The sequence below is a fragment of the Frondihabitans sp. PhB161 genome, from assembly GCF_003814635.1.
GTDB lineage: Bacteria > Actinomycetota > Actinomycetes > Actinomycetales > Microbacteriaceae > Frondihabitans.
Genome location: NZ_RKQW01000001.1, coordinates 496,794 through 509,326, shown reverse-complemented (window position 1 = coordinate 509,326; position 12,533 = coordinate 496,794). Strand labels below are relative to the sequence as shown.

The window sequence follows — 12,533 nt, the reverse complement described above, 5'->3', positions numbered from 1 at the left end:
GCCATCTTAGGAATTGATTCAATCAATTGATTGACGTAGATTGCGTTGCATGACAGCTCAGCCCGATACGGCCAGCACTCCCACTCAACTCGAAGAGGAGGCCGAGCACGTCGGCAGTCGCCGATCAAGCCTCTGGCTAGGGGTGGTCGGCCTGGGCGCGCTCGTCGTCTCGCTCTCGCAGTCCCTCTTAATTCCCGTGCTCCCTGCCCTTCCGCAGCAGCTCCACTCGTCGCCCGAGACCGTCCAGTGGCTACTCACATCGACTCTGTTGGTCGGCGCGATCGCGGTCCCGTTCATGGGCCGACTGGGCGACATGTTCGGCAAGAGGCTGATGTTGCTCGTGGCCATTGGGGCCATGCTCGTCGGGTCCCTCATCACGGCACTCTCGAGCGACATCGTCGTGCTCATCATCGGACGAGCGATCCAAGGTATCTCCGCTGCTGCCATCCCCCTCGGAATCAGCCTTCTGGCCACATTGCTCCCCGCACGCCGGCGCGCGACGGCCATGGCCACCATCTCGGCCATGCTGGGTGTCGGCGGCGCTCTCGGGCTCCCCTTCGCGGGGCTCATCGCTGAAGGTGGCGACTTCCACACGCTGTTCTGGGTCACCGCCGTCGCTGCAGCGGTGGCGTTCCTCGGCATCATGCTCCTCGTCCCGGAGCCAAAAGATCGCGCGGGCGGTCACATCGATTTCGTTGGAGCTGCCCTCCTCGCCGGCGCGCTCGTCACGCTTCTCCTCCCGCTCGCGCAGGGAAGCGATTGGGGCTGGGGTTCGCCGCGGACCATCGTCCTGTTCGTGGCCACGGTCGTGTTGTTCGCCGCTTTCGGCCTATGGGAGACGCGGCACCGTGAGCCCCTCGTCGATCTGGCCTCACTGACGAGGCGCCCGATCCTGCTGACGAATATCGCTTCGCTTTTCATCGGCTTCGCGCTCTTCGCATCGCTCATCGGCACTGCGACCTACGTGCAGGCGCCCGAGTCGTCGGGCTACGGTTTCGGGACCACGACACTGGTCGCCGGGCTCACGATGCTCCCCAGCGGCCTCGCCATGCTCGTGTTGTCACCCGTCGCCGCCCGCCTGATCAACGGCATCGGAGCCGGCCAGACGCTCGCTATCGGTGGGTTCATCGTCGCCGTGGGATGGATCCTCCGGATCACCGTCACCGGCTCCCTCTGGGAGATCGTCGTCGGAAGCACCGTCGTTGGAATCGGTACCGGCATTGGCTACGCGGCGATCCCTGCGCTGGTCGCGGCCAACACTCCCAGCCATGAACTCGCGTCCGCGAACGGCGTGAACACGCTCATCCGCTCGCTGGGCAGCTTTCTCGCAAGCGCAATCGGCGGCACCATCCTCGCCACGGTCACGATTGCGGGCACACAGCTGCCGTCGCTCGGCGGCTACCAGATCCTCTTCGCGGTGTGTGCCGTAGCTGCGATCGTCGCCGCGGTCATCGCTCTGCTCACGACGCGGCCTTCGTCGGGTCGCAGCGAAGTGTGACCGGTCGGTCTGCGCATTCCACGGGACGAATCGCGCTCGACGTCTCGCCTAGGAAACCCTCGCGGTTCCCCGACTCGTCCGCGCGCCTCACTACTGCAAACGCAGTAGCGCGATCGCTTCGGTCGCACGATTTGGACCGGACGCATTCCCGTGAAAGTAGAGGTATGTCACCACCCGTTCAATGAAACCGGCCGCTGTCCTGTTCACCGCTGAATGTCGCCTGCGGCCGCATTCTGCGACAACGCGTTGCCGGTCTCAACTCGCCAATTCGAAACCGTGGACAGGGCCGTGGCTCTCAGCAATCCATCCAGCTGACCACGAGAAGCAATCGAGGAGACAAGAATGCGCATTTCCGTCGACATGACTAAATGCCAGAGCTACGCGCAGTGCGCCTTCCTGGCGCCGGATGTGTTCCGGTTCGAGGGCGACGAAGCACTCGTCTACGACCCGAACCCATCCGAGTCGGTTCGTGCCCGCGTCATCCAGTCCGCTGCTGCATGCCCCGTGCAGGCGATTCGAATCGATCACGAGCGCCGACAACCAGAATCAACGCCCACCCCGACCGATCTCGCCGCGTCAGATCGCGTCGTCGTCGTCGGTGCCTCGCTGGCGGGGCTCACCGCCGTTGAGTCTCTGCGCTCCGGCGGATTCAGCGGATCGATCACGGTCATCGGAGACGAGCCTCACGAGCCCTACGATCGTCCCCCCCTGTCCAAACAGGTCCTCCTCGGAATCGCCCCCTCGGGCACTCAGCTCCCGCGAACAGCCGACCTCCGTGCGGACTGGATTCTGGGCGTCGCAGCCACGGGCCTCGACCCTCGAGCGCAGATCGTGCACCTCGCCGACGGCGGAGCCGTGTCCTACGACCGGCTACTCATTGCGACTGGAACGAGAGCTAGACCCTGGCCGAACCGCGACGAAGCCGCACTGAATGGCATCCACACGATCCGGACCTCAGATGACGCCGAACACCTGCGGCAGCAACTCGCGGCCGGTCCGCGTCGCGTCCTCGTGATCGGCGCAGGATTCACCGGCTCGGAGATCGCTTCCGTATGCCGAAGCCTGGATATCCCGGTCACTGTCGTCGACCGGGGACCCGCACCCCTGGCCGGCGCTCTGGGCGACACCGTCGCCGGCGTTCTGGGCGAGATCCAGCGGGAGCACGGGATCGACCTGCGCTCCAACGCCACCGTCACGAAGCTCCACGCTGACGCCGAAGGCGCGGTCACGGCCGCGACGCTCTCGGACGGCACCGAGATCGACGCAGACGTCGTGGTCGTCGCGATCGGAGCACTTCGCAATACCGACTGGCTCGCAGGGTCCGGGATCTCGACCGGACCCCTCGGCGTGGACTGCGACGCCGCGTGCCGCGTCCTGGACGTCAATGGCGACACCGCCCCCGGAGTGTTCGCGGCCGGCGACGTCGCCGCGTTCCTGCATCCCTCGGGCGACGGTCGCCGCACCTCGAGAGAGCACTGGGGAAACGCGGTCGCCCAAGCCAATGCCGCCGCGCGCAACATGCTCTCAGGCGGCGACGCCGCATACGACGCGGTGCCGGTCTTCTGGTCGACGCAGTTTGGCCACGTCGTCAAGTCCGTGGGGGAACCCGCAGACGCGGACTCGGTGGTCATCGCCCAGGGATCCCTCGCCGAGAGAGTATTCGTCGCCGTCTACGGCGTCGGCGACCGCATCGTCGGCGCTGCGGGCATGGACCAAGTCAAGTGGATCGAACACTACCGGCGCCAGGTCGCCGCGGGTGCCTCGTTCCCTCCGCAAGGCCGCACGGTCGACGGCTCGACCGCCGAGCCCCGGGTCGTCCACCCCCTTCACGGCGGCACTCCCAACGCCATCGCACCCACTGCACACGAAAGGACACGCGCATGACCGACACCACCGACCCCACCTCCGGCTGCCCCGTCACCGGGGGAACCGCCGTCTGGAACCGATTCCTCGACCACGAGAGTCGCCCCGACCCCTATCCGCTCTACGCGGACCTCCGCGAAGGGGCACCCGTCCAGCGCCTCGACGACGGCGCGTTCCTGATCACCGGCTACGACGAGATCCTTCAAGTGGTCCACGACCCGCGAATCAGCTCCAACCCGCTCGCCGGTCGCGCCGACACCGAAGACGCCGGCCCGAGCCTCACGTCCGCGTTCGTCATGCAGGACCCACCCGACCACGACCGGCTCCGCCGCCAAACCATGCGCCACTTCGGCCCACCGAACCACGCGGGCTACATCGACTCGCTGCGCGAGGACATCGCACGGGCCGCCGCCGGACTCATCGACGCCTTCCCCGAGTCCGGCACCATCGACCTCGTCGAGGCTTACGCCTACCCGCTACCGGTCATGATGATCTGCGACGTCCTCGGCGTTCCCCACGAAGACGAACCCCGCTTCCACGCCTGGAGCGCCGCGATCATCGCACCCCCCGAGGCGACCACACCCGACGAGGCCGCAACGCTCCAGCGCGAGGCCGCGACGGCGACGCAGGAACTCGGCGCCTACCTGGGCGGCCTCGCCGAGCTTCGCCGCGGAACACCCCAGGGCGACCTCCTGTCCGGCCTCGTGAACGACCACGGACCCGACGGCGCCATGACACCCTCAGAGATGATCAGCACCACGATCATGCTGCTGATCGGCGGACACGAGACCACCGTCAACATGATCGCCAATGGCGCCTTGACACTGCTCCGTAACCCGGAAGCCCTCGAACAACTGATCGCCCGGCCGGAGACAATGCCGGGCGTCTTCGAGGAACTCCTCCGGCTCGAACCGCCCGCGCAAGTGACGCCAAAGTACGTGGCATTGGAAGACGTGCAGGTCGGTACCGTCACGATCACGAAAGGATCGCCAGTGTGGATTGCCTGGGCGGCCGGCAACCGGGACCCCCGCCACTTCGCTGAGCCCGACCGGTTCGACCCCGAACGAGACAGCCGGGACCACCTCGGATTCGGTGCCGGGATCCACGCCTGTTTCGGAGCGCCCCTCGCCCGCCTCGAGACTCAGATCGCACTGGCCGAGCTGTTCTCCCGTCTCGAGAATCCGCGCCTCGTGACCGACCCGCCACCGTACCGACGCAACCCTCTGCTCAGAGGGCCGAGTCGGCTCGAGATCTCTTTCGACTCGGTCGCGCGGGCTTGATCGACCATACGCACGCGAGTGTCCGGCCCTCCGGCGATCAACCAGCGGAAGCCTGACACGGTTACTGAACATCCAGGCATCGAGGGGGAACTTCAGGTGTCGCGCGCCCAAGCGAAAGACAGTCGCACTCACCATCGCGACTCACGAACGACGGCTGATCCGCGAGCGCCCGGCCCGTGAGAGCTGGCAGAGCCCTTCAGGGATTCAGCCCTGCGACTGGCCGTGCGAGCCGAGCTGCTTCGTCGCCTCCAGGACGCGGGCGGCCATGGCCGACTCGGCGATCTTGCCCCAGGAGCGCGGGTCGTAGGTCTTCTTGTTGCCGACCTCGCCGTCGACCTTGAGGAACCCGTCGTAGTTCTTGAGCACGGTGTCGGCGATCGAGCGCGAGAACGCGTACTGGGTGTCGGTGTCGAGGTTCATCTTGACGACGCCGTTGGACACGGCCTCGGTGATCTCGGCGTCGGTCGAGCCGGAGCCGCCGTGGAAGACCAGCTCGAGCGGCTTGGCCGCGGTGCCGAACTTCTCGGCGATGCCGGCCTGGATCTCACCGAGCAGCTCCGGGCGCAGCTTGACGTTGCCGGGCTTGTAGACGCCGTGCACGTTGCCGAAGGTGAGAGCGGCGATGTAGCGGCCCTTGTCGCCGAGGCCGAGCGCCTCGACCACGCGGGTCACGTCGCCGACGGTCGTGTAGAGCGCGTCGTTGGTGCCCTCGTGCTCGACGCCGTCTTCTTCGCCGCCGACGACGCCGATCTCGACCTCGAGGATGGCGTTGATCGCCTTGGTGCGCTTGAGCATGTCTTCGGCGATGGAGATGTTCTCGTCGAGGGGCACTGCGCTGCCGTCCCACATGTGCGACTGGAAGATCGGGTTGCGGCCGGCCTTGACCTCCTCTTCGGAGGCCGCGATGAGGGGCATGACGAAACCGTCGAGGGCGTCCTTCGGGCAGTGGTCGGTGTGGAGGGCGACAGTGACGGGGTAGTTCTTGGCCGCCTCGGTGGCGAACTTCGCGAACGCTATGGCGCCCGCGGCGCGGTTCTTGACAGTCTGGCCGGCGAAGTAGTCGGCGCCGCCGGTCGTGACCTGGATGATGCCGTCGGACCCGGCCTCGGTGAGACCCTGCAGCACCGCGTTGATGGTCTGCGACGACGAGACGTTGATCGCCGGGTAGGCGAACCCCTGCGTCTTCGCTCGGTCGAGCATCTCGGCGTACTGCTCTGGGGTGGCGACGGGCATGATTACTCCTTGCTATTCATGAAGCGGATGGACTTGTCACGGGACTAGTGGTCAGTCCAGCCACTTGCTCTCGAGGTGGTCGGCGACCACGCGACGCGCAGTGCCGGAGTGGGAGCGGAGCACGAGTGATTCGGTGCGGATCATGCCGTGCTTGCGCGAAACTCCAGCGACGAGGCCGCCGTCGGTGACGCCAGTGGCGACGAAGTAGGTGTTGTCACCGGTGACCAGGACATCCTGGTCGAGGACCCGGTCGAGGTCGTGCCCGGCGTCGATCGCCTTCTGACGCTCCGCGTCGTCGCGCGGGGCGAGCTTGCCCTGAATGAGGCCGCCGAGAGCTTTGACGGCGCAGGCAGTGATGATGCCCTCCGGGGTGCCCCCGACGCCGACGCACATGTCGATGCGCGAGCCCGGTCGAGCGGCGTTGATGCCGCCGGCGACGTCACCGTCGAGCAGCAGGCGCGTGGAGGCGCCCGCCGCGCGGATGTCGGCGATGAGTTGCTTGTGCCGAGGCCGGTCGAGCACGGCGACGATCATCTGGTCGACGGCGATGCCCTTGGCCGCGGCCAGCGCCGCGATGTTCTCCCCGATGGGGCGGTCGAGGTCGATGACGCCCTTTCCCTCGGGTCCGGTGACGATCTTGTCCATGTAGAAGACGGCGGAGGGGTCGTACATGGTGCCGCGGTCCGACACGGCGATGACCGAGACGGCGTTCTGGCGGCCGGTCGCGGTCAGCGAGGTGCCGTCGATCGGGTCGACGGCGATGTCGAACGACCCGCCGTTGCCGGTGCCGACGTGCTCGCCGTTGAACAGCATTGGCGCGTCGTCTTTCTCGCCCTCGCCGATCACGACGACGCCGTCGAAGTCGACCGTGCCGAGGAACTTGCGCATCGCGTCGACCGCGGCACCGTCGGCCTTGTTCTTCTCGCCCCGCCCGATCCACGGTGCCGCCCGGATCGCCGCCGCCTCGGTCGCTCGGACCAGCTCCATCCCCAGGTTTCGGTCGGGGTGAGCGAAGAGGGTTCCATCCTCGGTGACCATGATGTGTCCTTCCGGCGACGCTAGTCGCGAGCTTGAGAGCGCCTTCTAGTGAAGAGCCCGCGCTGTCGCGCATAACCAACTGTACATACAGGCTGGACAATCCGTACGAGCCGGGCTACTGTCGGTTTCAGGGCAGCGTCTGCTGTCCACAAAGAAGTGGGAGGGATGGCGCGCCGCGCGGGCGTCGGGCGGGTCGAGATTCTCGGCCGGTAGTGCAGCCGTGAACAGCGCCACGTCCTCCTATCAAGGAGCCAGCCGTTCAGAGTCGGCGCGGCACGTGAAAGGACGATCAATGCCTCTCGTCAGTGGCCTCGAAGTCATCAACGAAAGCGTCTCGCGGGGCTATGTCGCGGGCGCGTTCAACACCACAAACCTCGAAACCACCCTGGGTATCCTCGACGCTGTCGACAAGGTCGGCGTTCCCACGTTCATTCAGGTAGCCCCGACCAACGTCTCCCTCTCTGGTTACGAGTACATCTACGACATGGTCGCCAGGCGTCTTGAGACCTCCTCGGTACCCGTCGCCCTGCACCTGGACCATGGCAAGTCGCTGTCCGCAGTTCATGCAGCTCTCATGGCGAAGTTCACGTCGATCATGATCGACGACTCGGAGGCCTCCTACGACGAGAACGTCAAGACCTCTTCAATCGCTCGCGAGATGACGCCTGACACCCTCGCGCTCGAGGCCGAATTGGGCAGCATCGGCGGTAAAGAAGACGACGTGGCTCCCGAGTTCGCGGCCCACACCGACCCTGTGCAGGCGAAGGAATTCGTCGAAGCCGTTCGATGCGACATGCTCGCCGTCTCTGTCGGAAACCAGCACGGATACGTCCCGAATGCAAAGATCGACTTCGACCTCCTCGGTGAAGTTCGCGACGCCAGCCCCGTCCCGTTGGTTATCCACGGCGGCTCGGGTCTGCCCGACGAGCAGCTTGCCCGTCTCCATGAGTTCAACGTGGTCAAAGTCAATGTCGCCAGCGACCTGCGTAACGCCATGATCCGATCCTTCGGCGAGGCCTTCGCCGCCAATCCCAAAGAGGCATCCCTGATCCGAGTCTCGAAAGGGGCCGTCGCCGCTATCTCTGACGTCGTCGAGCGTCGGATCCGCACCCTCAACCCGTCCGTCAAGTAGTCGAGGATTTTCTCGTGCAACCTACGATCACCGTCGATGTGGGCACGACCAGCGTCAAGCTGTGCGTGTTCGACGACGCAGGTCAGCTGAAGGACGTAGCACGCGTACCCACGCCGACCGTGTCTGACGCGTGGGGCGAGATCTACGACGTTAAGTCGCTGATCGGTTCCATTGGCGGCTTCATCAGGGACCTCTCCGGGACTCGTCGAGAGTCAATTACGCGCATCGCCTTTACGGGTGTCGGCGAGTCCGGTGGCCTGGTGCGGTCGGACATGACTCTGGCATCACCGATGATCTTGTGGCACGACCATCGCGGCAGTGCGGAACTCGAGAAGCTGAGCGACGACGACCGGGTCCGTCTCTACGCAGTGACGGGGCTGCCTTCCAACGCGAACTATGGCCTGTCCAAAATCGCTTGGGCGGTAAAGAACTCGGACGGCCCGCTCGCGGATGCCCAGTGGTTGAACGTCTCGGAGTACCTCGCGGCATTCATGACTGGACAACGGTGGTCCGAATACTCCCTCGCCAGCCGCACCATGGCGCTTGACCTCACAAGTCGCGACTGGTCCGAAGAAGTAGCGTCACTTCTCGGAGTCGACGTGAGCGTCTTGCCTGACCTTCGAGCGGCAAGCGATGGATCTCCCATCTTGAGAGACATCGCGGAGGATCTGGGCCTGAACCCCGACCTAATCGTCCATGTCGCCGGTCACGACCACATTGTCGGAGCAGTCGGGGCGCAGCTGCGGGCCGGTGAACTTCTCAACTCCACGGGCACCACCGAAGGACTCCTCTTCATCGGCGACAAACCGAGCCTCACAGCGCAATCGTCAGCAGCGAAACTCGCAAATGGGGTTTCTTGCACGGCAGACGACTTCACGCTATTCGCGTCGATCCCCACGGGGGGCTCCGCGTTTGCCACGCTGCAATCACTTCTTGGCGTGGGTGCGGACGAGCTATCCACATTGATCGACGACCTGCACGACCGATACGTGGCCTACTCCATCGACCTGGATTCCATCCCGCTCGTATTGCCGCAGTTTCGCGGCAGCCCGCCACCAACCAAGAACGCCGCGGCGCGCGGAATAGTCGCGGACCTTGGCTCAAAGTCGACACTGGAAGACTTCGTGTTCGGCACGTTCCTCGGCATGACGTTGCAATTCCGCGACGTCCTCGAACTGTTCCCCACGCCAGCGTCTCGCATCAAGGTCATCGGTCCCGCCAGTAAGAACCGCCTCTGGCTCCAACTGAAAGCGGATCTCCTCAACACCCGCATCAGCGCATCCGAGTTCCCCGAGGTGGTCTCGAGCGGCGCACAGGCCCTCGCCTCGGCTGAGAGTCCGGTCTGGGCCGATACTCACCCATTCGACGTTGACCCCGACATTCGTCGTCACCGTCAACTGAACACGTGGGTCGATCAACACCGCCCCCTCTGGGAGTACCTGAAGGCAGCGCCCGCATGAACGCGCCGCACGGATCCGTCACCATCAACCACGAGATGTCAGGAGCACAGCGATGACGCTTGTCGCCGGAATCGACTCTTCCACCCAGGCCTGCAAGGTCACCATCCGCGACCTCGCGACGGGCGAGCGGATGCGCGAGGGCAAAGCGTCACACCCGACCGAAACCATCGTGGACCCAGAAGCCTGGTGGGACGCACTCCTCGTCGCAGTCAACCGGGCCGGTGGTCTCGCGGACGTCGCCGCGATCAGCGTGAGCGGTCAGCAGCACACTCCGATCTTCCTCGACGCCTCCGGCCGACCAGTCTGCGACTCCCCCCTCTGGAACGACACAGGGTCACACCGGCACATGGTGGATCTCAATAACGAACTTGGCCGCGACGAATGGATTCGCCGGACAGGACTTCCCATCACGCTGTCCGACACCATCACAAAGCTGCGGTGGCTCCAAGACACCAATCCGGAAGCCGTCGAACGCACTGCCGCTGTCGCGATCGTCCACGACTGGCTGACTTGGCGCCTTATGGGATACGGCCCGGGAACGGGAGGACTCGACAAGCTCACGACGGATCGCTCGGAAGCGAGCGGCACCGGGTACTGGTCGGGTGACACAGGCGAGTACACCATGGACCTCTTCGAGCACGCCTTCGGCAAGGCCGCCATGCTTCCGCGCATCCTCGGCCCGCTCGACCAGGCCGGCGTCACGGGTTCTGGCATCACCGGCGTGCCCGCCGGGATCCCAATCGGCGTGGGCAGCGGAGACAATGCTGCGGCGGCCCTCGCGCTGGGCCTCGCCGAGGGTGACGCCGTTCTCTCTCTCGGAACCTCGGGCGTCGTCTACGCCCGCACGGCCCGCCCCGTCCACGACTATTCCGGCTTCGTCTGCAGCTATGCCGACGCGACCGGTGACCACCTGCCTTTGGTCGCGACTCTGAATGCGGCCCGCAACCTCGATGTTGGGGCGGCGCTTCTCGGATGCAGCCATGCAGAGCTGTCCGATCTCGCCCTACAGGCGGATCCCGGTGCCGACGGGCTCACTCTCCTTCCCTACTTCGAAGGCGAGCGCACGCCGGACCTCCCCAATGCACGTGGCTCCCTCCTCGGTGCGTCTTTGTCCAACCTCACGAGGCCGAACTTCGCCCGCTCCGTCATCGAGGGGACCCTTGCGAGCCAGGTCGAAATGCTGGACCTCCTTCGAAACTGCGGTGTGGACGCGCGCCGACTCGTGCTGATCGGAGGCGGAGCACTGAGTCCTGCCGTCCAGCAGATACTGGGGCAGATGGTGTCCCTTCCGGTCTCCGTCCCGAACCCAGAGCAGTACGTGACCAAAGGCGCAGCGATGCAAGCGGCCTCAACGCTGGAAGGAGCTTTTCCCGACTGGGACGTCGTCTCGCGTGATCTGGAACCACTGCCGTTCGAGCCGTCGATCGCTCTGCAACACCACGCCGCCAAGGTCACTCTCGGCTATGAAGCTTCTGGTCCCGCGACTAGCACCAACGGTCAGGACTCGGTGCTCCACGCCTCAAGAGCATCCTGACCGCAGGCTCTAGCTAGATCAAATAGCTTTCTGCTGACCCGTGCCGCTGAGAGCTGCGGCGGCCGGGACGGGCCAACCGATGGCGGTTCCCGCCAGAAGCGCAACCGACACGGCTGTGACTTCCGGCTCGTCAACGACCCTGATCTGACGGTTTGAGACAGCTTGTTTGGCGCGCATCCAGCCTTCTGACCGCGACCATCCACCGGCCGCATAGACGGCAGCCTCGGCCGGCATCACCTCCGCGACGGCATCGATCGCCGAATCACCGAGCCGCGCAAGCGCTCCCAAGACAGCAGACGCACGCGACAAGGCCGAACGTGGAGCATCGCGCGCGTAACGCGGCCGCTCGCCGCCGCGGGCACCAGCAATGAACGTTGGCGACGCGAAGAAGGGGTCGGGGGAGACTTCTCCCGAGATCAGCGAGACAAGGGCAGCTGACACGTCTGGATCCTGAGACGCCCAGTCGATGTTGCGGGACAGCTCTTCCACTCTAAGAAGAGTCGTCCCTGTTGATCGGATACCCGGTTCGACGTCGATCCCGCCGTCGAGTGCGAAGTCTGCGCACGTGGACTGCGCCACGATGACTTCAGCCGTTCCCATCGAATCGAGGATCGCTCCATCATGGAGGAGGCTCACTCCCCAACCGCCGATCGGGTGGTCATGACCGCCCGCGACCACCATGGCTTCGGGTAGTAGCACGCCGGCTTTTCGTAATCTCGATGAAGTCACGGGCCCGACAATGTCTCCCGTTCGGATGACTTCAGGCAACAGCCTGGCGTCATGAAGAGTGCGAACGACGCGATCCTCGATCCAGGTTCGAGAGCCTGGCAACCATGCCGACGTGCGCGCGGCCAGCGTGTCACTCATGAATGGCTTTGACGACCAGACCGCGGCTGCGTAATCGGACAGCGCGAGCCAGGTTGCCGCTCGGTCATTTCCAGGCTGTGAGGTGGCCCACAGCCACCCGACGATCGTGCGGGACGAATCCGTGCCAACACCTAATCCATCAGGATCCGATGGCAGCTCCGCCTTCAAGTCGCGGAAGAGCCGTCGACGTCGTGGATCGAACCAGGCCAAAGCAGATCCGACGGGATCGAGATCCGTGTCGGCGAGGACTCCGTCTTCACCGATTCCGGCGACAGCCAAGGCAGCGATGGCGAACTCCTCGCCACAGACCTCAATGAGCATGCCCTCGAGTACGAGGAGCAGCGCCTTCGCATCGATAGATAAATCCGACTCACTGCGAGGAGTAACCCGAGCAACTCGAGAGACAACCGCACCGTCACGGTCGATCGCAACGACTTTGCAGTTCGTCGTGCCGACATCGATGCCGCACACGACTGCTCGCCGAGCCTCGGGGGCAACCACCACCCTCATCTCCTTCGATTTCTAATCGGGTACAGAAGCTACCGCGACACCGATCCGTCACTCGTGAGTTTTGCCGGAGCTGCGACGTCGATGCTCTAACAAGGACTCCTGCACCAGAACGAACGAA

9 protein-coding genes are annotated in these 12,533 nt (G+C 65.0%); 6 read left to right on the top strand and 3 right to left on the bottom strand.

Annotated features, from left to right (window positions below; all coding sequences use genetic code 11):
• Nucleotides 1-49: 49 nt before the first annotated feature.
• The 3 genes from EDF39_RS02540 to EDF39_RS02530 all read left to right on the top strand — a co-directional run bounded on the left by EDF39_RS02540 (nucleotide 50) and on the right by EDF39_RS02530 (nucleotide 4,641).
• Nucleotides 50-1,498 (top strand): MFS transporter, encoded by a 1,449-nt coding sequence (locus EDF39_RS02540; RefSeq protein ID WP_123940205.1) that lies wholly within the window; start codon nucleotides 50-52, stop codon nucleotides 1,496-1,498.
• 342 nt (nucleotides 1,499-1,840) lie between these two features.
• Nucleotides 1,841-3,382, top strand: coding sequence for an FAD-dependent oxidoreductase (locus EDF39_RS02535; RefSeq protein WP_123940203.1), 1,542 nt, complete (start codon nucleotides 1,841-1,843; stop codon nucleotides 3,380-3,382).
• Nucleotides 3,379-4,641 carry a cytochrome P450 gene (locus EDF39_RS02530; protein ID WP_123940201.1) on the top strand — a complete coding sequence of 421 codons (1,263 nt, stop codon included), beginning with the start codon at nucleotides 3,379-3,381 and terminating at the stop codon, nucleotides 4,639-4,641. The genes EDF39_RS02535 and EDF39_RS02530 overlap by 4 nt, the downstream gene beginning before the upstream one ends.
• Nucleotides 4,642-4,845: 204 nt before the next feature.
• On the opposite strand, the gene fbaA is transcribed toward EDF39_RS02530, so the two are convergent.
• Both fbaA and glpX read right to left on the bottom strand, forming a co-directional pair.
• The gene (gene fbaA, locus EDF39_RS02525; RefSeq protein ID WP_123940199.1) at nucleotides 4,846-5,874 is read right to left on the bottom strand and encodes a class II fructose-bisphosphate aldolase; all 1,029 of its coding nucleotides are present in this window, start codon (nucleotides 5,872-5,874) and stop codon (nucleotides 4,846-4,848) included.
• A 51-nt stretch (nucleotides 5,875-5,925) separates the two neighbouring features.
• Nucleotides 5,926-6,912 (bottom strand): class II fructose-bisphosphatase, encoded by a 987-nt coding sequence (gene glpX / locus EDF39_RS02520; RefSeq protein WP_123940197.1) that lies wholly within the window; start codon nucleotides 6,910-6,912, stop codon nucleotides 5,926-5,928.
• A gap of 292 nt (nucleotides 6,913-7,204) precedes the next feature.
• Here glpX and EDF39_RS02515 point away from each other — a divergent pair, with 292 nt between their 5' ends.
• The 3 genes from EDF39_RS02515 to EDF39_RS02505 are packed head-to-tail and all read left to right on the top strand — an operon-like array spanning nucleotide 7,205 to nucleotide 11,038.
• Nucleotides 7,205-8,044: a class II fructose-bisphosphate aldolase gene (locus tag EDF39_RS02515; protein ID WP_123940195.1), complete on the top strand. Its 840-nt coding sequence runs from the start codon at nucleotides 7,205-7,207 to the stop codon at nucleotides 8,042-8,044.
• Between the two features lie 14 nt (nucleotides 8,045-8,058).
• Nucleotides 8,059-9,504 carry an L-fuculokinase gene (locus EDF39_RS02510; protein ID WP_123940193.1) on the top strand — a complete coding sequence of 482 codons (1,446 nt, stop codon included), beginning with the start codon at nucleotides 8,059-8,061 and terminating at the stop codon, nucleotides 9,502-9,504.
• 52 nt (nucleotides 9,505-9,556) lie between these two features.
• A complete protein-coding gene (locus tag EDF39_RS02505) occupies nucleotides 9,557-11,038 on the top strand; it encodes an FGGY family carbohydrate kinase (RefSeq protein WP_123940191.1) in 1,482 nt (493 codons plus the stop codon).
• Between the two features lie 18 nt (nucleotides 11,039-11,056).
• Here the strand turns inward: EDF39_RS02505 and EDF39_RS02500 are convergent, their stop codons facing one another.
• Nucleotides 11,057-12,409, bottom strand: coding sequence for an L-fuculokinase (locus tag EDF39_RS02500; RefSeq protein WP_158613132.1), 1,353 nt, complete (start codon nucleotides 12,407-12,409; stop codon nucleotides 11,057-11,059).
• Between the last annotated feature and the right edge of the window lie 124 nt (nucleotides 12,410-12,533).

What these genes read in the sequence shown, in the direction of transcription:
- EDF39_RS02515 (WP_123940195.1), top strand. Translation starts at nt 7,205, where the DNA reads ATGCCTCTCGTCAGTGGCCTCGAAGTCATCAACGAAAGCGTCTCGCGG.
- EDF39_RS02505 (WP_123940191.1), top strand. Translation starts at nt 9,557, where the DNA reads ATGACGCTTGTCGCCGGAATCGACTCTTCCACCCAGGCCTGCAAGGTC.
- EDF39_RS02530 (WP_123940201.1), top strand. Translation starts at nt 3,379, where the DNA reads ATGACCGACACCACCGACCCCACCTCCGGCTGCCCCGTCACCGGGGGA.
- EDF39_RS02540 (WP_123940205.1), top strand. Translation starts at nt 50, where the DNA reads ATGACAGCTCAGCCCGATACGGCCAGCACTCCCACTCAACTCGAAGAG.
- glpX (WP_123940197.1), bottom strand. Translation starts at nt 6,912, where the DNA reads ATGGTCACCGAGGATGGAACCCTCTTCGCTCACCCCGACCGAAACCTG.
- fbaA (WP_123940199.1), bottom strand. Translation starts at nt 5,874, where the DNA reads ATGCCCGTCGCCACCCCAGAGCAGTACGCCGAGATGCTCGACCGAGCG.
- EDF39_RS02535 (WP_123940203.1), top strand. Translation starts at nt 1,841, where the DNA reads ATGCGCATTTCCGTCGACATGACTAAATGCCAGAGCTACGCGCAGTGC.